The sequence below is a fragment of the Ruegeria sp. AWH4_226 genome, assembly GCF_056159225.1.
In genome coordinates this window covers 1,551,329-1,573,113 of sequence record NZ_JBSWUU010000001.1, presented here as the reverse complement: position 1 = coordinate 1,573,113, position 21,785 = coordinate 1,551,329, and the positions used below count along the sequence as shown (strand labels likewise).

At 57.9% G+C, this 21,785-nt stretch carries 25 protein-coding genes; 12 read left to right on the top strand and 13 right to left on the bottom strand.

Annotation, left to right across the window (positions count from 1 at the left end):
- Positions 1-167 precede the first annotated feature (167 nt).
- The 7 genes from ACXAET_RS07680 (at position 168) to upp (ending at position 6,547) form a co-directional block, all read left to right on the top strand.
- Entirely contained in the window at positions 168-866 is a 699-nt protein-coding gene (locus ACXAET_RS07680; RefSeq protein ID WP_475183487.1) for a hypothetical protein, read from the top strand.
- Positions 835-1,932, top strand: a complete 1,098-nt coding sequence (locus ACXAET_RS07675) for a cupin domain-containing protein (RefSeq protein WP_475183485.1) — start codon at positions 835-837, stop codon at positions 1,930-1,932. Before ACXAET_RS07680 ends, ACXAET_RS07675 begins: the two co-directional genes overlap by 32 nt.
- Before the next feature lie 66 nt (positions 1,933-1,998).
- On the top strand, positions 1,999-2,415 hold the full coding sequence (locus tag ACXAET_RS07670; protein WP_475183481.1) for a cytidine deaminase: 417 nt from the start codon (positions 1,999-2,001) through the stop codon (positions 2,413-2,415).
- Positions 2,416-2,419: 4 nt separating this feature from the next.
- Complete coding sequence (locus tag ACXAET_RS07665) at positions 2,420-3,727, top strand: thymidine phosphorylase (RefSeq protein ID WP_475183478.1); 1,308 nt, start codon at positions 2,420-2,422, stop codon at positions 3,725-3,727.
- Positions 3,724-4,935, top strand: a complete 1,212-nt coding sequence (locus ACXAET_RS07660) for a phosphopentomutase (protein WP_475183473.1) — start codon at positions 3,724-3,726, stop codon at positions 4,933-4,935. Before ACXAET_RS07665 ends, ACXAET_RS07660 begins: the two co-directional genes overlap by 4 nt.
- On the top strand, positions 4,932-5,918 hold the full coding sequence (locus ACXAET_RS07655; protein WP_475183469.1) for an adenosine deaminase: 987 nt from the start codon (positions 4,932-4,934) through the stop codon (positions 5,916-5,918). Before ACXAET_RS07660 ends, ACXAET_RS07655 begins: the two co-directional genes overlap by 4 nt.
- Positions 5,915-6,547, top strand: a complete 633-nt coding sequence (upp, locus tag ACXAET_RS07650; RefSeq protein WP_475183465.1) for a uracil phosphoribosyltransferase — start codon at positions 5,915-5,917, stop codon at positions 6,545-6,547. Before ACXAET_RS07655 ends, upp begins: the two co-directional genes overlap by 4 nt.
- 6 nt (positions 6,548-6,553) lie before the next feature.
- Here the strand turns inward: upp and ACXAET_RS07645 are convergent, their stop codons facing one another.
- Positions 6,554-7,570, bottom strand: coding sequence for a hypothetical protein (locus ACXAET_RS07645; RefSeq protein ID WP_475183463.1), 1,017 nt, complete (start codon positions 7,568-7,570; stop codon positions 6,554-6,556).
- A 158-nt stretch (positions 7,571-7,728) separates the two neighbouring features.
- Here ACXAET_RS07645 and ACXAET_RS07640 point away from each other — a divergent pair, with 158 nt between their 5' ends.
- Positions 7,729-8,391 (top strand): sulfotransferase family 2 domain-containing protein, encoded by a 663-nt coding sequence (locus tag ACXAET_RS07640; RefSeq protein WP_475183460.1) that lies wholly within the window; start codon positions 7,729-7,731, stop codon positions 8,389-8,391.
- 248 nt (positions 8,392-8,639) lie between these two features.
- A complete protein-coding gene (locus ACXAET_RS07635) occupies positions 8,640-9,323 on the top strand; it encodes a Hint domain-containing protein (RefSeq protein WP_475187167.1) in 684 nt (227 codons plus the stop codon).
- Positions 9,324-9,389: 66 nt separating this feature from the next.
- Here the strand turns inward: ACXAET_RS07635 and ACXAET_RS07630 are convergent, their stop codons facing one another.
- The 8 genes from ACXAET_RS07630 to ACXAET_RS07595 form a co-directional block, all read right to left on the bottom strand.
- Positions 9,390-11,591, bottom strand: a complete 2,202-nt coding sequence (locus ACXAET_RS07630) for a 3-hydroxyacyl-CoA dehydrogenase NAD-binding domain-containing protein (protein ID WP_475183458.1) — start codon at positions 11,589-11,591, stop codon at positions 9,390-9,392.
- Positions 11,584-12,072, bottom strand: a complete 489-nt coding sequence (locus tag ACXAET_RS07625; protein ID WP_475183456.1) for a cupin domain-containing protein — start codon at positions 12,070-12,072, stop codon at positions 11,584-11,586. The genes ACXAET_RS07630 and ACXAET_RS07625 overlap by 8 nt, the downstream gene beginning before the upstream one ends.
- The gene (locus tag ACXAET_RS07620) at positions 12,072-13,283 is read right to left on the bottom strand and encodes an acetyl-CoA C-acetyltransferase (RefSeq protein WP_475183453.1); all 1,212 of its coding nucleotides are present in this window, start codon (positions 13,281-13,283) and stop codon (positions 12,072-12,074) included. The genes ACXAET_RS07625 and ACXAET_RS07620 overlap by 1 nt, the downstream gene beginning before the upstream one ends.
- A gap of 11 nt (positions 13,284-13,294) precedes the next feature.
- A complete protein-coding gene (locus tag ACXAET_RS07615) occupies positions 13,295-13,933 on the bottom strand; it encodes a glutathione S-transferase family protein (protein WP_224889430.1) in 639 nt (212 codons plus the stop codon).
- Positions 13,934-14,063: 130 nt separating this feature from the next.
- Positions 14,064-14,276 carry a hypothetical protein gene (locus tag ACXAET_RS07610; RefSeq protein ID WP_068332367.1) on the bottom strand — a complete coding sequence of 71 codons (213 nt, stop codon included), beginning with the start codon at positions 14,274-14,276 and terminating at the stop codon, positions 14,064-14,066.
- Positions 14,277-14,330: 54 nt separating this feature from the next.
- Positions 14,331-16,112 (bottom strand): acyl-CoA dehydrogenase C-terminal domain-containing protein, encoded by a 1,782-nt coding sequence (locus ACXAET_RS07605; protein WP_475183449.1) that lies wholly within the window; start codon positions 16,110-16,112, stop codon positions 14,331-14,333.
- Between the two features lie 46 nt (positions 16,113-16,158).
- Entirely contained in the window at positions 16,159-16,560 is a 402-nt protein-coding gene (locus ACXAET_RS07600; RefSeq protein ID WP_068332361.1) for a MerR family transcriptional regulator, read from the bottom strand.
- A gap of 270 nt (positions 16,561-16,830) precedes the next feature.
- Positions 16,831-17,199 (bottom strand): MerR family transcriptional regulator, encoded by a 369-nt coding sequence (locus ACXAET_RS07595; protein WP_475183447.1) that lies wholly within the window; start codon positions 17,197-17,199, stop codon positions 16,831-16,833.
- A gap of 113 nt (positions 17,200-17,312) precedes the next feature.
- Between ACXAET_RS07595 and ACXAET_RS07590 the strand changes: the two genes are divergently transcribed.
- From ACXAET_RS07590 to ACXAET_RS07580, 3 genes are read left to right on the top strand one after another with little or no spacing between them, the layout of a single operon-like run.
- Entirely contained in the window at positions 17,313-17,732 is a 420-nt protein-coding gene (locus ACXAET_RS07590; RefSeq protein WP_475183445.1) for a PaaI family thioesterase, read from the top strand.
- Entirely contained in the window at positions 17,732-18,250 is a 519-nt protein-coding gene (locus ACXAET_RS07585) for a PaaI family thioesterase (protein ID WP_475183442.1), read from the top strand. The genes ACXAET_RS07590 and ACXAET_RS07585 overlap by 1 nt, the downstream gene beginning before the upstream one ends.
- Before the next feature lie 6 nt (positions 18,251-18,256).
- A complete protein-coding gene (locus tag ACXAET_RS07580) occupies positions 18,257-19,573 on the top strand; it encodes an MATE family efflux transporter (protein WP_475183440.1) in 1,317 nt (438 codons plus the stop codon).
- Here the strand turns inward: ACXAET_RS07580 and arsC are convergent.
- The 4 genes from arsC to ACXAET_RS07560 are packed head-to-tail and all read right to left on the bottom strand — an operon-like array spanning position 19,570 to position 21,729.
- Positions 19,570-19,911 carry an arsenate reductase (glutaredoxin) gene (arsC, locus tag ACXAET_RS07575; RefSeq protein WP_068332351.1) on the bottom strand — a complete coding sequence of 114 codons (342 nt, stop codon included), beginning with the start codon at positions 19,909-19,911 and terminating at the stop codon, positions 19,570-19,572. The two genes, ACXAET_RS07580 and arsC, sit on opposite strands and share 4 nt — an antisense overlap.
- A complete protein-coding gene (locus ACXAET_RS07570) occupies positions 19,908-20,966 on the bottom strand; it encodes a quinone-dependent dihydroorotate dehydrogenase (protein WP_475183437.1) in 1,059 nt (352 codons plus the stop codon). Before ACXAET_RS07570 ends, arsC begins: the two co-directional genes overlap by 4 nt.
- Positions 20,963-21,394: a DUF1330 domain-containing protein gene (locus ACXAET_RS07565; protein WP_475183435.1), complete on the bottom strand. Its 432-nt coding sequence runs from the start codon at positions 21,392-21,394 to the stop codon at positions 20,963-20,965. Before ACXAET_RS07565 ends, ACXAET_RS07570 begins: the two co-directional genes overlap by 4 nt.
- Positions 21,391-21,729, bottom strand: a complete 339-nt coding sequence (locus ACXAET_RS07560) for a DUF952 domain-containing protein (protein ID WP_475183433.1) — start codon at positions 21,727-21,729, stop codon at positions 21,391-21,393. Before ACXAET_RS07560 ends, ACXAET_RS07565 begins: the two co-directional genes overlap by 4 nt.
- Between the last annotated feature and the right edge of the window lie 56 nt (positions 21,730-21,785).

Below are 21,785 nucleotides of genomic sequence, written 5' to 3'. Positions count from 1 at the left end.
CGTTCAAAAATTTGATTTAGCCCTAAACCATTTTTCTTAGCTTGGCTACGTCAGGTCACCTGATCAGTCGGACGTGCCAGTTTTGTGGTTTCGGTTGATTTCAGTCGCAAAACTATTAAAGTCCGGCAACTTTCGAATCCTCGCCATTCCGTTTCAAGAAGACCAGTATGAGCTATAGTGAAGACCATGGGACGGAAACCTCCCTTACACTGAAACAAAAGGGGTCTGGTGCTGGTCGTTTTGCGTTTTACGCTGTCCTCGCCTTGGCCTTGGGTATTCTTTGCGCGATCTCGATCTGGCCGGTGCAGGCTGCCGCATTCAATCAAGAAGGTGGTCTCATCGAGACAGGCTCGGCCGTGGCGTTGTTGGCTGCTGGCGTGGCGGCCCTTGTTCGGTACCGTGGTATCAGTCGTCTTTACATTGGCGTGGTATGCCTATTGTTGGCGGAGCGAGAGCTTGAGGCCGATGTCTACGCAACGGGCAGCTTGCCATACCAGATTCTAAACGGACTCGATGTCATGCTGGATATGACGCTTGTGCGCGTGGTGTTGGCCGTTGTTGTCTTGGGCGGTGTTTTTTGGCACGGCGTACCAAATGCTTGGCAGGCGCTAAAAATCCGCGCGCCGTTTCTTATGGTTTTCATTCTGGCTGGCATCTTGGCGGTTGTTGCGCAAGGGTTGGAAGAAATAAGCAGTGCCTTTGGCGACGAAATGACAGAGGTCATGATCGTCCGCTTGTTTGCGCTGGAAGAAACGCTTGAGATGTTTTTTTCGATTGGCATTTTGGCCGCCGTTCTGATCGGATGGCCGAAAACCAAGACCGATGAGACATCAGATGAGCAAATCGCCAAAGACAACTTGCGCTGAAATCCGCCTGCCGACACAGGAATTGCGCGACGATATTCCGTTTTACACCAAGGTTCTGGGTATGCGGATGGATATGATCTATCCGGCCGATGACCCACGTATTGCCGTGTTTTCCGGTCACGGTTTGCGCGTGCGAATTGTCAAGGACGCGCCCGAGGAGCCGGGTACTCTTCGAATTCTGACGGACGCCCCGGACGAATTTGCGGATGGCCAGCGCAGCTTGGTAGCTCCAAATGGCACACGGGTTGAAATCGATGAGTTGAACCCGCCTTTGGTCATGCCGGAAACGGTGCATTCTTTCGTTGTGCGAAGGCTCAAGGATCAGGCGCCTTGGATTATTGGACGGGCAGGGATGCACTATCGCGATCTGGTGCCGGATCGGCTGGGCGGGTCTATCATCGCAAGTCACATCCGTATCCCAGACGGGGGTCCGGTGCCGGACATGGTGCATTTCCACAAGGTTGGGTTTCAACTGATCTTCTGCATCCACGGCTGGGTTGACGTGGTGTACGAGGATCAGGGTGAAAAGATGCGCCTGACGGCAGGGGATTGCTTTATCCAACCCCCCGAAATTCGTCATCGTGTGCTTGAAGCGTCAGACAATGTGCAGGTGATCGAGATTGGCGTTCCGGCCGAACACGTGACCGAAATTGATCACGACATGGAATTGCCTACGCCACATTACCGCCCCGAGCGGGAATGGCAGGGCCAGCGATTCGTCTTTAATCAGGCCGAAGGTGCCGAATGGGGGCCGTTCCGACTGCCGGGTTATACCTGCCGCGACACGACGATTGCCGAAAACACCAAGGGCGTTGCCGGGGTGCAGGTTGTGCGCAAAGGGCAAGGCGATCCGGTTTGGGCGTCCCATGACACGGATATCCACTTTTCCTTTGTCATGAATGGAGAAGTCACGCTGGAAGGCGAAGGCCGCGAACCTTACCAGCTGGAACAAGGTGATGCGTTCGTGATCCCGCCCCGTATGCGCACGCGCCTGTCTGATCCGTCCGAAGATGTCGAGCTGCTTGAGGTGACGCTTCCGGGTACGTTCAATACGACGCTTGGCTAAGGAAACTTCTGTCCGGGGGCTTCAACTGTTTGGGCGAATGCATTTAGTGTATGCACTTCTGACCAGATGATCAAAAATTGGGGAATCACAATGCCGCTGAAGAACGCAGCCCTGGCTGTTCGGGAAAAAGCCTATGCTCCTTATTCCAATTTCAAGGTCGGCGCGGCGATCCGTTCTGCGTCAGGTGAGGTCTTTTCCGGCTGTAACGTCGAAAACGTAGCTTACCCTGAAGGCACTTGTGCCGAGGCGGGCGCAATTGCGGCCATGGTTGCAGCGGGTGAGCTGTCCCTGACCGAGGTTTACGTTGTGGCGTCATCCCCGCAACCTGTGCCGCCCTGCGGTGGGTGTCGTCAGAAACTGGCCGAATTTGGCAAGCGTGACGTCAAGGTGACGCTTGCGACCGTCGACGGGGTCGAATTCGAAACAACGATTGGTGATCTGTTGCCGGGCGCCTTTGACGCCTCGCATATGGAAGACGTCTGAGCAGATGGACGCCCGCTCGATCATTGCCAAGCTTCGTCGGTCGCAAGTGCCCAATGGCGAAGAACTGCGCTGGTTCGCGCAGGGTCTCGCCGATGGTGGCGTCAGTGATGCGCAGGCCGGAGCCTTTGCAATGGCGGTCTGCATGGGTGGTTTGGGTCAGCAGGGGCGCGCTGACCTGACCATTGCCATGCGCGACAGCGGCGATGTGCTGAGCTGGGATTTAGACGGTCCCGTTATCGACAAACACTCGACCGGCGGGGTGGGCGATAGTGTCAGCCTCGTCCTGGCACCCGCGCTGGCCGAGCTTGGAGCATATGTGCCGATGATCTCGGGCCGCGGGCTTGGGCATACCGGGGGGACGCTGGATAAGCTTGAGGCAATTCCCGGCGTTACCACTCAGATCGGAGAAGACCGTTTGATGCAGATCTTGCGCGATACCGGCGCGGCCATTGTTGGCGCGACCGGGCAGATTGCGCCGGCGGACAAACGGCTCTATGCAATCCGCGATGTGACCGCAACGGTAGAGAGCCTTGATCTGATCACCGCCTCCATCCTGTCAAAAAAACTGGCCGCCAGCCCCGAGGCGTTGGTTCTGGACGTTAAGGTCGGATCGGGCGCGTTTATGAAAACACTGCAGGACGCACGCGAATTGGCGCAGGCACTGACCGAGACGGCGAATGCAGCAGGATGCCGGACGTCGGCGGTCATCACCGATATGAATCAACCGCTGGCTCCGGCGCTGGGCAATGCGCTGGAAGTGGCCGAGGTGATGATGGTTCTGACTCAAGCGCATGACGCGCCTCTTGCGGAAATCTCGGCAGAGCTCGGCGGGGTTTTGCTGGCGGATGCCGGGATGTTCGAAACGGTGGACGAAGGGCGCGACAAAATCACGGACGTGATCCGTGACGGCCGCGCGGCCGAGCGCTTTGGCCGCATGATGGCGGCAGTGGGCGGGCCGCTGCAATTCGTTGAAAACTGGAGCCGTTACCTGCCCGAAGCCAGCGTGATCCTAGAAGTTCCTGCCCCTGAAAGCGGCTATGTCTCTGCAATAGATGGCGAAGCACTTGGCCTTGCCGTGGTCGCGCTGGGCGGCGGGCGGCAGGTTGAAGATGATGTTATAGACCCGGCCGTTGGCCTGTCAGGTATTGTTCGGCTGGGCGACAAAGTTGATAGGGGCGCACCGTTGGCGGTTGTTCATGCCGCGCGTGAGGACGCAGCACGGGACGTCGCCCAGACGGTGTTGCGCGCCATCACGCTTGGCCCGGACGCGATCACCTCCCCAACGCTTGTCCACGAAAGGATTTCCCCGTGACCCGAGCCTTTTTGGTCGTGATGGATTCGGTGGGCATCGGCGGTGCGCCAGACGCAGGCAAGTTCTTCAACGGTGAGACGCCCGACACTGGTGCAAATACCCTTGCTCATATTGCGAAGGCCTGTGCCAAGGGTCAGGCGGAACAGGGCCGATCAGGGCCTCTTTCCGTGCCAAATCTTGACGTCTTGGGATTGGGGGCCGCGACGCGCCTTGCTTCGGATGAGGAGACGCCCGGTTTGCAGGCCTTGCCAACCGGCCTTTGGGGCTGCGCGCGCGAGCATTCGCCGGGCAAAGATACACCGTCGGGTCATTGGGAACTGGCCGGGCTGCCGGTGCCGTGGGACTGGCATTACTTCCCGAACACGACACCGTCTTTCCCTGCCGAACTCAGCCGCGCCGCTGCTGAGGCCGCGGGCACCGAGGGTATTCTGGGCGACTGCCATGCCTCCGGCACCGCCATCATCGCAGAACTGGGGGCTGAGCACATGAGAACCGGATGGCCGATCTGCTATACCTCCGCCGACAGCGTGTTCCAGATCGCCGCGCATGAGGACAACTTTGGCCTCGACCGGCTTTTGCAGATGTGCAAAACGCTGGCGCCGCGACTGCATGCGATGAAAGTGGGGCGCGTGATTGCGCGACCTTTCATTGGGACACCGGAAGAGGGGTTCACGCGTACCACCAACCGCAAGGACTTTGCCATCCTGCCGCCCGCACCGGTTTTGACCAATTGGGCGCAGGATGCGGGGCGGCGCGTACATGCGGTCGGCAAGATAGGCGACATCTTCTCGATGCAGGGAATCGACACGCTGCGCAAGGGATCGGATGCCGAGCTGATGCGCCACCTGTCCGATCTTGTTGATGAGGCCGAAGAGGGAAGCCTGACATTCGCCAATTTTGTTGAGTTCGACAGCCTCTATGGCCATCGCCGAGACATCAGTGGATACGCCCGCGCGCTGGAATGGTTTGACCACGAGATTGGCGCGATCCTGCAAAAGCTGCGCCCCGGAGACTTGATGCTGCTGACCGCCGATCACGGAAATGACCCCAGTTGGATCGGCACCGATCACACACGCGAACAAGTGCCGGTGCTGATCGCAGGACGACAGGCGGGCCAAATCGGTGCGGTGAACTTCGCCGATATCGCTGCCAGCATCGCGCACCATTTGAACATTCCGGCACAGGGACCGGGAAAGAGCTTCCTATGACCATAGAAGACCTGCCAAAGATTGAGTTGCACCTGCATCACGAAGGCGCGGCACCGCCCGCCTTTATCCGCCAACTTGCGCATGAAAAACGCATCGACCTGAGCGGTATCTTCAAGCCGGACGGCAGCTATGACTTCCGTGATTTCGCGCATTTTCTCAGCGTGTACGAAGCGGCGTGTGAGGTGCTGAAGACGCCCGAAGATTTCCGACGCCTGACATTGGCGCTCCTGGAAGAAAGCGCGGCCAATGGCGTGGTTTATTCGGAAACTTTCCTCAGCCCCGATTTTTGTGGTGGCGGGGACGTGAACGCCTGGCGCGACTACCTCAGCGCTATTCAGGACGCGGCAGATGAGGCCGAGCGTAAATTCGATATTACCCTGCGCGGAATCGTTACATGCGTCCGCCATTTCGGGCCGGAACAAGCAAAGATCAGTGCCCGATGCGCTGCTGAAACTGCCGGAAGCTGGATCACCGGATTTGGAATGGGGGGCAACGAATCCGTCGGCGCGCAGGGCGATTATCAATGGGCCTTTGACTGCGCGCGCGAAGCTGGTTTGCGGTTAACGTCGCATGCTGGTGAATTCGGCGGCCCAGAAAGTGTCCGCGATGCAGTCCGTTACTTGGGGGTCGAGCGGATTGGCCACGGCGTTCGCGCCATCGAGGACCCGGACCTTGTCCGCGAACTGGTTGACCGCGAGATCACGCTTGAAGTCTGTCCGGGGTCAAACGTGGTTTTGGGCCTGTTTCCCGGTTTCGAAGCCCACCCGATCGAGAAACTGCGCGATGCAGGCGTCAAAGTCACCGTTTCCACGGACGACCCGCCGTTTTTCCACACTACAATGCGGCGCGAATATGAGATGCTGAGCAAAGCCTTCGATTGGAAAACCGAGGACTTTGATGCCATAAACCAAACGGCCCTGGCCGCAGCTTTTTGTGATGAAGATACCCGCGCGCGGGTCAAGAAGAGACTGGAGAAAACATGAGCGAACACCTGACCGTCGTTGACCACCCGTTGGTCCAGCACAAACTGACGCTCATGCGCGACAAGGGCACGTCAACTGCCGGATTCCGTCAGTTGCTGCGTGAAATCACCCTGCTGCTGGCCTACGAAGTCACGCGTGAGCTAAAGCTGACCACCCGTAACATCGAAACCCCGATGGAAGAAATGGATGCCCCAATTCTGGCCGGTAAAAAGCTGGCCCTGGTTTCGATCCTTCGGGCAGGGAACGGCATGCTGGACGGGGTGCTGGAACTGATCCCCTCTGCCCGTGTCGGGTTTGTAGGGCTCTATCGCGATGAAGAAACACTGAAACCTGTTCAGTACTACTTCAAGGCGCCCGAAGGGCTGAGGGACCGTCTGGTCATCGCGGTTGATCCCATGTTGGCTACGGGCAACAGTTCGGCTGCTGCGATTGACCTGTTGAAAGAGGCCGGGGCCACCGATATCCGTTTTCTTTGCTTGCTGGCCGCCCCCGAAGGTGTGGAGCGGATGAAAGAGGCGCATCCCGATGTTAAGATCGTAACTGCGGCACTTGATCGCGAGTTGAACTCGAAAGGCTACATCATGCCCGGTCTAGGTGACGCAGGGGACCGGATGTTCGGTACCAAGTAAATCCGTTTATTCCCCGCAGATATTTTGGAGCCGGACCCAGTCGCGGTCCGGCAGAACCTGTTGCAGGGGGCGCCCTGCCATCGGGTCCGCCTCGATCAGGCCTAGAACCGTTTCACCGGTGACATCCACCGCATAGGCATATGGCGTCGATGGAAGCGCTGTTTGTGCAAAGACCTCCAGCACTTCATCATCGGGTAAGGATGGGCGTGGTTCTGACAGAACCTGCTCGGTATAAGTGTCGATGATCTCGGGCGTCAGTTCTCCGGTCGTCAGCAACCGGAAAGCCGTTGTGGCGCCGGTACGATCCAACAGGTCGTCCAGCGGATCCTGCGCCTCAGTACGGGCACGCTCTGCGATGATGTAGCCTGCGGCGACCGAAGGGTCTTCGTGATCCTCAACGAGCGCCCGGTTCAGCAGAACAATACCTCCGGGCAGGCTCAAACTGGTTTGCACCCCCGCGGGCAGAATGACGATTTTCCGAACGCCAGTGCGCGCAGCCAACTGGTCCAAAGCGGCCTGTGCGTCGTTTGACGTACACGCACGGCCCGAGACCCGTTCGATCCGACGAAGGATCGTGTTTCCGATATCCTGACGTTTGATGTCCGGCACAACCGAGATGACATGATTCTGTAAGGCAATCGGCAGCCAAAGCAGCAAAACGGCGGCCACGGCGGCGAACACCCCTGCGACGGTGACCCAACGCAGCCGGCCAGGATGCGGCCGCGCCCGTTCGATGGCGCGTTGCAGCCGGTCGATCGCCTCGATCATCGTGGTTTCGGTTTCTGCCAGTTCCAGCGTTTCAGCCGGATCGCCGTCCGGGTTGAATATGGCCGGAAACCCACCGGGATTCTGCCGTTCGAGCGCAGCCAGCGACCAATGCGTCAACGCCTGTTCGTTGAAGTCCGAGATTGTCAGCGTGGCCTCGCCAATCGACACCACCACCTCGCGCCGTTGCATATCCGGCGAGGGGCGCCACAGACCGGTGGCCTCAATCCGCTGGTACTGTTTAAGGGCCGTTTTCAAGGTGGGGGTGCTCGTGATTATTTTCCATCAGCTTAACATGCGGAAATCCAAAGGCGCAAACCTGTTGCGCGCTGTTTTGAAAATGTGCTGGATATCGTAACGCGCGGTCGCGATTTGTGTTTGGCGGTAAAAAAGCGCCGCAGCATCGGAGAGGCAGCATGATCATTTCACGCGGGCGTCGCTACGTCTTTGTCCATATTCCAAAGACGGGGGGCACGTCCTTGGCACAGGCTTTGGAAGATCGTGCGATGAAGGATGACATCCTGTTCGGAGATACGCCCAAAGCTGTAAAACGACGCAAAAGGGCCAAGGCTTTGACGGGTAGGGGACGGTTGTGGAAGCATTCAACCTTGGCGGATATCGACGGGGTTCTTTCGATAGACGAACTTCAATCCCTGATCACCTTCACAATGGTGCGTAACCCGTGGGACCGGATCGTCAGCTACTATCACTGGCTGCGCGTTCAACGCTTTGACCACCCCGCAGTTTCGCTGGCGCAGAGGCTGAGATTTGAGGAGTTTGTTCTGCACCCTGACACAGTAAAGTCATTTCGACTGAACCCCGCCCGGCGGTACATGACCCGCGCAGATGGGGTTGAGCAATGTCAGCACTATATCCGGCTGGAACAGTTCAATTTGGATGCGAACGCCTTGTTCGATCACCTTGGGTTCAACCTGACCTTGCCTCGGTTGAACCGGTCACAGCGGCAGAGAGACTATCGTCACTATTATACTGATCGGTCGGCTTCGGCGGTCGCCGAAGCCTGCAATGAGGATATCACAAGATTCGGGTATGCGTTTGATCCAGCAGGCGAAGCATAGTTTCCAAATCTATCCTAATGAGCATTTTTTTTCCGATGTTGTTTGGATTTTCTGCGCATATTGCGGCAGAAATGGCCTAAATCCGGCCTTAATATGTCAAAAATAAGTCACCGCGTCGGGTCCTGTGTTACTCATCATTCTTAGTTGTTTTGAGTAAATAGTGGGTTCGGTTTTTGGTGAAAGTTGAGAGTGTCATAAGTTTTCCCCCGCGTCCTGACGCCCGGGGTACGGCTGAACCGCAGGCTGCGTTGAATGCGCGCCGGGGCGGTTTGGTCCATGGAACCAGGGTTTCCACGAATGGTGGGTGGAAGCCTGTAGAACAAATACAGCCCGGTGACCTGATACGCACAATGGATAATGGGTTTCAGGCGGTAAGCCGCGTTGCAACGGATTGCATCACTGTGCCACCGGATGAAACCAAGGCCGAGAATATGCCGGTCCGCGTGCCATCGCACATGGCCTACAATGACAGGCCGGTCTGGCTGATGCCAGAGCAGGGCGTGGCGTTGGACAACACCAAACTGTGTCATGATCCAATCGCGTTGCCGGTCAGTCTGCCTGTTGTATCAGCAAGGCTGCTGAACGGCATGTTTCGGATCACGTCAGATGTTCCAGCATCGTATTTTGACATCTCAACCCTGTTTTTCGAACAGGACGAGGTGATCTATATCGAAGGCGGATTTCGCGCCTTCTGTCCCTCTGGGCGCTTTGGATCGCGCACCATTCCCGGTCGCGCGTCCTATAAGGTTGTCGGGTCCGAGGCCGCAGCAGAATTGATTTCCCTAACAGCAAAGCGAAGGGATGTTGCTGTTCTGGCCAATTCGCTGGGGTCCTTGCCCGCACCGATCTTTGATCACCCGATTGTCCCTGCAAGGCCGGTCAGGGGGGCTCGTCGCCCCGGGCGCCCGGGTCGTCCAGTGATGAACATCTGAACGGGAAGCTGTATCTGAGACAGCAAGCAAACGCTGGCGCGAGGGGGTACGCGCCAGCGTTTTTCTTTAGGCGGCCTTGGCTTCGGGGTTGAAGCGACCATAGAAGCTTTGGCCTTTTTCAGCCATTTCGCGCAGCAACGGCGGGCAGGCGAACCGTTCGCCATAGGCTTGGGCCAGTTGATCGCAACGCTCGGCGGCATAAGGCGTGCCGATAATGTCCAGCCAGCTGAATGGGCCGCCCGACCACGGTGCAAAGCCCCAACCGAGGATTGCGCCGACGTCGCCTTCGCGGATGTCTTCCAGAACGTCTTCCTCCAGCGCGCGGACCGCTTCAAGCACCTGCGCAAACATCAGACGTTCCTGCACTTCGATCAGGTCGGGCTGGTCTTCGGCATGCGGGTATTTCTCTTGCAGACCTTTCCAGTATTCGACGCGCTTGCCCTTGTCGTCATAGTCAAAGAAGCCGGCATTGGCCTTGCGACCCAAACGGCCCTGTTCCTCCATCCAGAAAATCAGGTCGTCCGAGGGGCTTTCGGGATAGGCATCGCCCATCGCGGCCTTGGTTGCCCGTGCAATCTTGGCACCCAGATCAATCGAGGTTTCATCGGTCAGCTGGATTGGACCTACCGGGAAGCCCAACTGACGCGCCGCGTTGTCGATCAGGATCGGGCTGACGCCCTCAGTGATCATGCGCGCACCTTCGTTGATGTAGGGGATGATGCAGCGGTTGGCGTAGAAGAAACGCGCATCGTTGACCACGATCGGCGTCTTGCGGATCTGGCGCACGTAGTCCAGCGCCTTGGCGACCGCGCGATCACCGGTTTCCTTGCCTTTGATGATCTCGACCAGGAACATCTTCTCAACGGGTGAGAAGAAGTGGATGCCGATAAACTGCTCGGGCCGTGCGGATGCCTTGGCCAGATCGGTGATCGGCAGGGTCGAGGTGTTTGAGGCAAAGATGCAGTCTTCCGGGATGATCGCCTCGACCTTCTTGGTCATCTCCGCCTTTACGCCCGGGTCTTCGAACACGGCTTCGATGATCAGGTCGCAGCCTTTCAGGTGATCCAGATCGGGGGTCGCTGTGATCTGCGCCAGCATCGCCTCTTTCTTCTCAGCCGTGGCTTTGCCGCGCTTGATGCCCTTGTCCATATAGCTTTCGGAATATGCCTTGCCCTTGTCGGCGGCAGCCTGATCACGGTCGACCAGAACAACCTCCATCCCGGCCTGCGCCGAGACCAGAGCGATACCGGCGCCCATCATGCCAGCACCCAGAACGCCAACCTTTTTAACGCGCTGATCGGGGACGTCTTTGGGACGCACAGCGCCTTTCTCCAGCGCTTCCTTGTTCAGGAAGAGCGAGCGAATCATAGCCGACGAGGACGGGTTCATCAGGATCGAGGTGAACCACCGCGCCTCAATCCGTAGAGCGGTGTCAAAATCGACCAGCGCGCCTTCGTAGATCGAACTCAGCAGAGCCTTGGCCGCCGGGAACGCACCTTGGGTTTTGCCGTGCACCATTGCGCTGGCACCGACAAAGGTCATAAAACCAGCAGGGTGATAGGGTGCGCCGCCGGGCATCTTATAGCCCTTCGCGTCCCAAGGTTTAACCAGATCGGCATCCTTGGCGTTCAGAACCCACTCTTTCGCGGCCGCAACCGGATCATCAGCCACAGCGTCGATCAGCTGCGCGCCCTTGGCTTTCTTCGGGTCCATCATCTTGCCTTCCAGCAGGACAGGGGCCGCAGCCATCGCACCAACCATACGGCTATAGCGCATGGTGCCGCCGCCACCGGGGAAGATGCCCAGCAGGATTTCCGGCAAACCAATTTTGGCTTTCGGGTTGTCGGTCATGACGCGGTGATGACAGGCCAGCGCGATCTCTGTCCCGATCCCGGCGCAGGTGCCGTTGATCGCGCAGGCAATCGGCTTGCCGCCCTTCTTGGTCTTTGGGTCCATGCCCGCCAGTTCCATTTTGCGCAGGATGTGGTGGCCACCCATCACGAAATCGAACAGTGCCTGCGCTGGTTCGTCACCCGCTTCCTGACGAATGGTCGCCAAAGTATTCAGGTCCATACCACCGGCGAACGAGCCTTCTTTGCCACTGGTAATAACGATGCCTTTGACCTCGTCATCCTCCAGCGCCTGATCGATCAGCTGGCTGACCTCCTGAAAGGCCTCGCGGGTCAGAACGTTCATGGATTTGCCCTGGGCGTCCCAGGTCACAAAGGCGACGCCGTCTGCGTCTTTGCTCAGAGTGAAATCAGTCATTGTCATCTCCAATCTGGTCAGCCGTCAGCGGGCTGCCGTCTTTCCGGGTGAAAGAGAATCCGTTTTCATCATCTTTCACCATCATGTCTATGTCGCTGTAGTAGCCGGTCTCGGTCGGGGTCCGAGTGCCCACCACCAGAAAGGTCGCGGGCGCATCGGTTTTGTTCACAAGATGGTGGCCGTTGGCCTCACCTGCAGGCCAAGCGGCGCAGTCACCGGGCAGCATCTCATGCTCACCATCGTCATCGATCAGCACGCATGTGCCACTGAGCATGATGGCAAACTCATCTTGCAGCATGTGATAGTGGCGCAACGAGGACATCCCGGCAGGTTCCAACCGCACGATGTTGACCCCGTATTGGGTCAGCCCGCCTGCATCGCCCACACGCTGCACGAAACGACCTGCGGTCGCCTCGGCCAGCTTGCCGGGATAGGCCGAGCCACCCTTGAACGGAATCTGAGAGAGATCCAGTTTGGGCATCAGACGCGCTCGATAATGGTTGCCGCACCCATTCCAGACGCGATGCAGAGCGTGGCCAGACCGGTTTCTTTGTCCTGACGCTCAAGCTCATCCAGAAGTGTGCCGATGATCATCGCACCGGTCGCACCAAGTGGGTGGCCCATCGCGATTGAGCCGCCGTTGACATTGACCAGTTCGGGATCGACATCGAACGCCTGCTGGAACCGCAGCACGACCGAGGCGAAGGCCTCGTTCACTTCGAACAGGTCCAGATCGCTGATCTTCATTCCGTTATCGGCCAGAATCTTCTCGGTCACCGGAACGGGGCCGGTCAGCATGATGGTTGGGTCAGTCCCGATTTTGGCGGTTGCCTTAATACGGGCGCGCGGCTTGAGGCCGTACTTCTCACCGAACTCCTTATTGCCGATCAAAACAGCCGCCGCACCGTCCACGATGCCCGAGCTGTTGCCCGCGTGGTGGATGTGGTTGATCCGCTCCAGATGCGGGTATTTCAGCATCGCCACCTTGTCGAAGCCGGGCATCTGCTCACCCATCATCTGGAAGGACGGATTCAACGCGCCAAGGCTTTGCATGTCGGTGCCGGGGCGCATGTATTCGTCGCTATCCAGAATGGTCAGGCCGTTCTGGTCCTTGATGGTGATGACCGATTTCTCAAACCGGTTCTCTTCCCACGCTTTTGCTGCGCGATTCTGCGATTCAACGGCCAGTGCGTCAGCATCGTCGCGGCTGAAGCCATATTCGGTGGCGATGATATCGGCCGAGATACCCTGCGGAACGAAATAAGTCTCCATCGCCAGCGTCGGGTCTACGGCGATCGCCGCACCGTCGCTGCCCATGGCCACACGGCCCATCATTTCAACGCCGCCCGCGATATACGCTTCGCCCGCGCCGCCTTTGACCTGGTTCGCGGCCAGGTTCACGGCTTCCATGCCTGAGGCGCAGAAACGGTTGATCGCCAAGCCGGGGATCGATTCATCCAGATCCGAGGCTAGAACCGCCGAGCGCGCCAGACAACCGCCTTGCTCCATCACCTGCGTGACGTTGCCCCAGATCACGTCCTCAACGGCGTGGCCTTCCAGATTGTTACGCTCTTTCATCGCGTTCAGCGTCAGGGCGGACAGGCGCACCGAGGTTACCTCGTGCAGGCTGCCGTCCTTGCGGCCCTTGCCGCGCGGTGTGCGCAGGGCGTCATAAATGTAAGCTTCGGTCATGGGTCTTCTCCTTAAGCTCGATCCGACGGGTTGCCGGGCATCAGGTCATAGGGGTGTTTCCAGCCGGGCTGTTCCGACAAACGGGTCAGCCAGGCGTCGATATTGGGCCAGTCGGCGCGGTCAAAGCCAAACGGTTCCGGGTAATACAGGTAGCCGCAACAGCTGATATCGGCATTGGTGACACCGTCACCGACGATCCAGTCGCGCCCATTTAGGTGACTTTCCAGTACGTGATAGGCGCCTTTCAGGCGGCCCTGGTTGAATGCGATCACGTCGGCATTGCGGTGCTCGGGTGGCAGAAAGTTCATCAGAAACCGGGTGACCCCGGCCATCGAGCTGAGTTTGTGGTTGTCCCACAGAACCCACCGGAAGATCTCGTAATTCTCATCCCGGTCCTTGCCACCAAACTTACCCGATTTCTCGGTCACATAGGCCTGAATGGCACCGGACTGGCTGGTGCGGAAATCGCCATCTATCATAACGGGCGCTTCGCCCATTTCATTGACTTCGGCCCGGTATTCGGGCGTGCGCGTTGCACCGTTGAAGAAATCGACAAACACAGGTTCCCACTCAAGGCCGGATAATTCGAGCGCCAAGGCGGCTTTGTAAGAGTTCCCGCTTTCTCCGAAGCAGTGAAGTTTGATGGTCATGGGGTCGTCCTTCCAAAGGCGTGTGGTGCGGTGCCGAAACACGCGTATTTCGAGAAAGCTGAACCTTTCAGTGAGTAAGGGTTCGTCTTGCTGAAAACACGCATATCGAAAGCAAGTTTGACGAAAACTGTCAGCGCTTGCGCGCCTCTAGCTCGGAATTGAAGGCGCGTAGTCGGCGGGTCAGTTTATCCTCATGAATGATGTTGTCGAAGTTTTCGAACAAGAAAGACAGCGCCTCACCTTCGTCAAGACCAGCCTCATGGGCAAAGCCGCGAAGCTTGCGGTATCCGTCCTCAGTCATGGCGACGGGAAAGCGGCGTGTCAGGCGAAATCGTTTCGGCATTTCTCTCCTCCGAAAGACCGGCCCGGGGGTGGGTGCCCACGGGCCAGGCTGCGATCAGAAGTTTGCGGCCTCAAGCGCCATGACCGTATCAGCGCCAGTCTGAATGCGCGCAAGGTGCATGGACGTGGCGGGCAGGCGACGCGCCATATAGAAACGGCCGGTATTGATCTTGGTCTCGTAGAACTCCGTGTCCGAGGCACCGCCATCCAAAGCGTCTTGCGCGGCTTTTGCCATCTGCGCCCACATCAGGCCCAGGCAGACATGGCCAAACATATGCATGAAGTCATAAGAGCCAGACAGCGCGTTGTTCGGATTCTTCATACCTTCCTGCATGAAGTACATGCCAGCGGCTTGCAGGTCTTTCGACGCAGCTTTCAGCGGCTCGATAAACGCCTTGTCATAAGCTTCGTTTTGGCCAGTAGTTTCCTTACAGAAGGTTTTGACCATTTCGAAGAACGCCATGACGTGCTTGCCGCCGTCCTGAGCCAGCTTACGGCCCACAAGGTCCAGCGCCTGAACGCCGTTTGCGCCTTCGTAGATCATCGCGATCCGGGCGTCGCGCGTATATTGCGACATGCCCCATTCTTCGATGTAGCCATGTCCGCCATAAACCTGCTGGGCCTGAACGGTCATGTCATAGCCCTGATCTGTCAGGAAGCCCTTGATGACCGGGGTCAGCAAGGAGATCAGACCATCCGCATCCTTGTCACTCGACCGGTGCGCTTTGTCGATCATGGTTGCGCCCCAAAGGATGAACGCGCGTGCGCCTTCGGTAAAGCTTTTCTGATCCATCAGGTTGCGGCGGATGTCGGGGTGTACGATCAGCGGGTCAGCAGGGCCGTCCGGGTTTTTCACACCTGTCACATCGCGGCCCTGTAGTCGATCCTTGGCATATTCCAGTGCGTTTTGGAACGCGGCCTCGGCTTGCGCCAGACCCTGCATGCCTACACCCAGACGCGCTTCGTTCATCATGGTGAACATGGCGCGCATGCCCTTGTGTTCCTCGCCCAACAACCATCCGGTGGAGTCGTCGTAATTCATGACGCAGGTGGAGTTTCCGTGGATACCCATCTTTTCTTCGATCTTGCCGACCGAAACACCGTTGCGCTCACCCAGAGACCCATCTTCATTGACGATGAACTTGGGTACGATGAACAGCGACACGCCCTTGATGCCCTCGGGGCCGCCGGGGATCTTGGCCAGCACCAGGTGAATGATGTTGTCGGCCATGTCGTGATCGCCGGATGAGATAAAGATTTTCTGGCCGGTGATCTTATAGCTGCCATCACCCTGCGGCTCGGCCTTGGTGCGCATCAGGCCCAGATCCGTGCCACAATGCGGTTCGGTCAGGTTCATGGTGCCGGTCCATTCACAGCTGACCATATTGGGCAGGTATTTGTTCTTTTGCTCGTCAGTGCCGTGCGCCAGAATGGCAGATGCGGCACCGTGTGTCAGACCCTGGTACATCGTGAAGGCCTGGTTCGCGGCCGAGAACATCTCTCCCACCGCGGTACCGATCACATAGGGCATGTTCTGGCCACCGTATTCCTCGGGCATGTCGAGACCGGTCCAGCCGCCTTCTTTCATCTGCTCGAAGGCACCTTTGAATCCTGTGGGCGTGTACACGATGCCATTTTCCAGCCGACACCCTTCGGTGTCACCCACAACGTTAAGCGGGTGCAGAACGTTTGTGGCGACCTTGCCGGCTTCTTCCAGCACGGCGCCAGTGAATTCAGCCTCCAGTTCGCTGTATCCCGGAATGTCAGATTCCGATACTTTCAGAACATTGTGCAAAATGAACTGAGTGTCTTTGGTAGGCGCATTATAGACGGGCATTTGAAGCTCCCTTAAATTCAGATGTCCGGGGATAAGGCCGTGAGGGTTATTCAGCGGCCTTTTTCTCATTCTTCATCGAGGCGATGACTTTCTCGCCCCAGCGCAGCTGTTCTTTCAGATCGTCAATGGCCTGAGTCAGCTCTTCACGGCGGGCTTCCATATCTGCCAGACGTTCCCTTGCGATTTCGAAGGTGCGGGTCATCTGGGTCATTTGCTGGTCGCCCACGTGATACAGGTCCAGTAGCTGTCGGATTTCTTCCAGGCTGAAACCGAAACGTTTGCCGCGCAGGATCAATTTCAGACGTGCCCGGTCACGTTTGGTGAACAGACGTTTCTGCCCCTCGCGGATTGGAAACAAAAGTTCCTTGGCCTCGTAAAAACGCAAGGTGCGCGGCGTGACATCATATGTCTCGCACATTTCACGGATGGTCATAAGATCTTCGGTCATGGTTTCAGTACTTTCGTCACTGGCGTCTAATCAGTCAGGTGCGCAGTTGATGCGCAGGTTACAACACGTAGATGACGTTCACGTAATGCAAACGCTACGTCACTCTGAAAGTTTACGTAACTTCCTCTTGCGTCAAGGTGCGGTTTGCCTTCGGTTCGAGGCGTGACGTAACGGAATTTTGATGGATGGCTGAGCGACACACACCGTCAGACAGGGCCAAAAGCCCGGGCGGATTGGTAAGCGATACCCGTAATCTAACCCCGAAAGGGATCAGCCAAGCGATTTAGCCGTCTGTTCGCGCAGGCGTTGGAGTTCTTCCATCGCCTCTTCCAATTGCTGACGCTGTTTTTCAAGTTCCGGCATTTGTCGATCAGCCAGCTTGATGAACTCGGCCATCTGGGCTCGGTTCCCCTGATCTTCGTAGATCAACAGCCATTGACGAATTTCTTCTAATGAAAAGCCAAACAGCCGACCGCGCATGATCAATTTCATCCGCGCACATTCACGAGGTCCATAGTAGCGGGTACGGCCTTCGCGCTCGGGGTTCAATAACTCGATATATTCATAATATCGCAAGGTGCGCTTGGTTACATCGAACTTTTCGCACATCTCGTTTAATGACAAACGGTTGTCAGTCATTTCGGGTCTCCTCGCCTGCAAACTAGGGCGTCGTGACGACAAGCGCAACAGGCGGTCTTGCTCTTTTGTGGGGCACAGGCTCATAAAGGGTGAAATCGAAGGGATACATACACATGGTCGACAAAGTAGCGATTGCGCGCCGGTTCATTGAGGCGATCCCGCATGCCAAGGCGCTTGGGCTTGACTTGTCCTCAATCAGCGAAGGTGAAGCTGAAATCACCATGCCGTACAACTCTGATTTGGTCGGAGATCCCAGAACTGGCGTGATCCACGGCGGAGCGGTTTTCGCGGCGCTGGACACCTGCTGTGGTGCTGCTGTCATGAGCCATCCCGCGGCCCCGGGCGCGACGGCCACCATAGACCTGCGGATCGACTATATGCGCGCCGCAACGCCGGGACAGAACATCACGACCCACGCCATCTGCTATCACATTACCCGCAATGTTGCCTTTGTCCGCGCAACTGCGATGGACGATGATCGGGATCGACCGGTGGCGACCGCCGCGGGGTCCTTCACGGTGGAGGGTCTGTGATGGCGCGTCCTCGTCCCGAACCCATGCAGGTCGTCAAGAACCGCCGTGATGCCGCCCTGAACGCGATTGTCGAGGGGGTGCCCTATATCCGCTTTCTCAATATTACCTTCGACCGGCGCGGGGATGAACTGACAGGCGTGTTGAATTTTGACGACAAGCTGATTGGAAATCCGCTGCTACCCGCGCTGCACGGTGGGGTCACGGCGGCATTTCTGGAAGTTACGGCCGTGATTACGCTGAGTTGGGAGTATTTCTTTCCTCGTATCGAAAGCGGCGAGGTTGATCCGAAAGACCTGTTCAAGGCTGAAACGATACGGTTCCCGAAAACGGTGGATTTCACGGTTGATTACCTGCGCTCTGGCTTGCCACGGGATGCCTATGCCCGGGCTTTTGTCAGCCGGTCTGGCCGCCGATATGCGTCGGTCCGGGTCGAGGCCTGGCAGGACAATCACGCCCGCCCGTTTGCGCAGGCCACCGGGCATTTCCTGATGCCGCAATCCGAACCGAAAAAAGAGTAGACTGCGATGCAGGATACCGCGGCACCCCTGACGCACAGACGGGTGCTAAAGATCGCGATTCCGATCGTCTTGTCCAACGCGACAGTTCCTATTCTGGGCGCGGTCGATACCGGCGTGGTTGGTCAGATGGGACAGGCTGCACCGATCGGGGCGGTGGGAATGGGCGCTGTCATTCTGGCAAGTATCTACTGGATTTTCGGGTTTCTGCGTATGGGCACGACGGGCCTGGCGGCACAGGCACGCGGGGCCGGTGATACGGCGGAAACGGGCGCGCTGTTGATGCGTGGGCTGCTGTTGGGCGGTACGGCGGGGATGGTGTTTATCCTGGTCCAGGTGTGGGTGTTCTTGGGTGCGTTTGCCCTGTCGCCCGCCAGCCCCGAAGTCGAAGCGTTAACGCGCGATTATCTGGAAATCCGCATTTGGGGCGCGCCCGCTACGATTGCGCTTTATGCGGTTACGGGCTGGCTTATCGCGGTTGAACGGACCCGGGGCGTATTTGTCTTGCAAGTATGGATGAACGGGCTGAATGTCGTGCTGAACCTGTGGTTCGTTCTGGGCCTTGACTGGGGGGTTGAGGGGGTTGCAATCGCCACTCTGATTGCCGAATGGACCGGGCTGGCGCTGGGCCTTTGGTTATGTCGCAATGCGTTCGGCGGGAAGCAGTGGCGCGACTGGCCGCGGATTTTCGACCCGGCGCGGCTGCGTCGGATGATGCAGGTGAATGGCGATATCATGATCCGATCAGTCTTGCTGACTGGCTCTTTCACCACGTTTCTGTTTGTCGGTTCGGATCTGGGGGATGTGAACCTCGCCGCCAATCAGGTGTTGCTGCAATTTCTTGAAATTACAGCGTTTGCCCTGGACGGATTCGCGTTTTCCGCCGAAGCGCTCGTCGGCAGTGCAGTCGGTGCGCGTGACCGACATCGAGTAAGGCGCGCGTCGATCATGGCGTCGCAATGGGGGGTCGGCGGCGCGGTGCTTCTGGGATCAGCCTTCTTCCTTGCTGGACCAGTCTTGATTGATCTGATGGCCACGTCGCCCGAAGTGCGCATCGCCGCGCGCGAATACTTGATCTGGGTCGCACTGGCGCCGGTCATCGGCGTGGCCAGTTGGATGTTCGATGGTATTTTTATCGGTGCCACGTGGACCCGCGCCATGCGCAACGCGATGATCCAGTCGGTTGCAATCTACGTGGTCGCTCTGTTTGTTCTGGTGCCGGCGCTTAGCAACCACGGCCTTTGGGCCGCGCTTATGGTGTTGAACATCGCGCGCGGTGTTACATTGGGCTGGCGCTATCCAAGGCTTGAGGCTCAGGTCGCCTAGAGCAGCGACAGCAACTCTTCCGGTGGACGCCCAATGGCAGCTTTGTCACCTGCAATGGCAAGGGGGCGCTCAATCAGGATTGGGTTCTCGGCCATTGCGGAAATCAATTCATCCGCAGGTGAGGATTTGGACAGACCCAGTTCCTTGAACCGCTTCTCCCCCGTCCGCATCATGTCGATAGGTTCGATACCAAGCTTGCTGAGCACGTCGCGCAGTTCATCGACCGAGGGCGCATCCTCAAGGTATTTGCGCACCTCAACTTGCGCGCCGTTCTGCTCAAGCAACTCCAGCCCGGTACGGGATTTCGAACAGCGGGGATTGTGCCAGTACGTGATCATATCCAGTATTCTCTTTTGCTTCCAATAGCTTGTGCGACAGAATTAAACCCATCGCGCGCCAATAGGTCATCCAACCCTTCGGCAATCTCAGCCACCAATGAGATACCCCCGTAGACCAGCGCCGTATATAGCTGAACAGCCGATGCCCCGGCGCAAATCTTGGCATAGGCCTGTTGCGCGCTGCTGATACCACCGACGCCGATTAGTGGGATATTACCCCCGGTCAGTTGACTAAGCTGCGCAAGAATCCGCGTCGATTTCTCAAAAAGGGGAGCGCCGGAAAGACCGCCCGCTTCACCCTTGTGAACACTGAGCAGCCCATCGCGGTTTAGGGTGGTGTTCGTCGCGATCACCGCGTCCACACCGGCCTCAATAGCCACCTCAGCGATGTCTTGCAGTTCGGCCTCGGACAGGTCAGGCGCAATTTTCAGGAAAATCGGGATTGGGCGGGGCAAGTCGTTTCGGGTTTCAATCACACCGCCCAACAGCGCACTAAGCGCCGCCTTGCCTTGTAAATCCCGTAGTTTCTCGGTGTTGGGCGAAGACACATTGACCGTGGCGAAATCCAGATGCGCGGCGCAACGAGCCAACACCTTGGCGAAATCACCCGGGCGGTCGTCACTGTCTTTGTTCGCGCCAAGGTTCAGGCCAATCACGGCGTCATTGGGGCGATTGGCCAGACGGTGAGCCATGGCCTCCATGCCTTCGTTGTTAAAGCCAAAGCGGTTGATGGCGGCCTTGTCCTCGGACAGGCGAAACAGGCGAGGTTTGAGGTTGCCGGGCTGTGGGCGAGGCGTGACGGCACCCACTTCGATAAAGCCAAAGCCTGTGCGGGATAAAGGCGCTAGAACCTCCCCGTTCTTGTCAAAACCTGCCGCCAGACCAACGGGATTGGGCAGATCCAGCCCTGCCACGGTTGTTTTCAGGCGGGGCGACGTTACCGGCCCCGGCATCGGGGCCAATCCGGCTTTTAATGCTTTAATCGACATGCCATGGGCGGCTTCGGGGTCCATTCTGTGCAGGAGCGCCAGACCCAGTTTCTCAGTCAGCTTCATCCGAAAGCCTCTCCACCCTCTGTCGGCGCACACCGGATCAAGCGTGAGGTTTCTACCGCGGCCTGCCGGTGAATAACAGCGGCCTGATAGATCGGGTCAGTCACCATTTCCAAGAACGCGTGTGCAGTTGGGTAGCGGGCGATAAAGACCTCATCCCAAGTTTCATTCTGTGGACCGATCAGCGTGGTCTGAAATGCTCCGCGCCACAAGATCGAGGCGCCCAGTCGGGCGATGATCGGAGCGGTTTCGGACCCGTATTTTCGATAGGCCTGCGCTCCGCTCAGCCCGGCATCCGCCAGTTCGTGTCCGGTCGGATACTCGGCTTTTTCACGAAACTTCACAAGGTTCAGCATTTCGATCGGATGGTCGCGGTCCAGCGATTTGAACGCTTCGAACTGGGCGCGGTCGGGGTCGATAAAAGTGGTCATTCCATCTCCTTCGGGAATCGATGGGCTTGCCCGTCAAAGGGCAAGGGGCGCGACCAGACAACATCGGTCATCCGAATCTGGCGGTAGAGATGAGGGAACTGGGCACCTCCGCGCGAAACCTCCCACTTCAGATCGTCGCCCATCGCATCGGCGTCGCAGGCCAACAGGGTAAGCCCCTCGACCCCCGCAAAATGCTTGGCGGCTGTCTCGGCCGCTTGTTCGGCGGTCGAGAAGTGGACATAGCCGTCAGCGACATCGATCGGCGCGCCGTCCGACGCGCCCAGTTGTTGTAACGCAGCCCATTCATCGGACCGGAAAATCTTGTAAATCAGCATGCGGTCGTGATGCCCCGCGCGATGAGCAGAATCAAGGTTGTATTCCCCCTTTGACT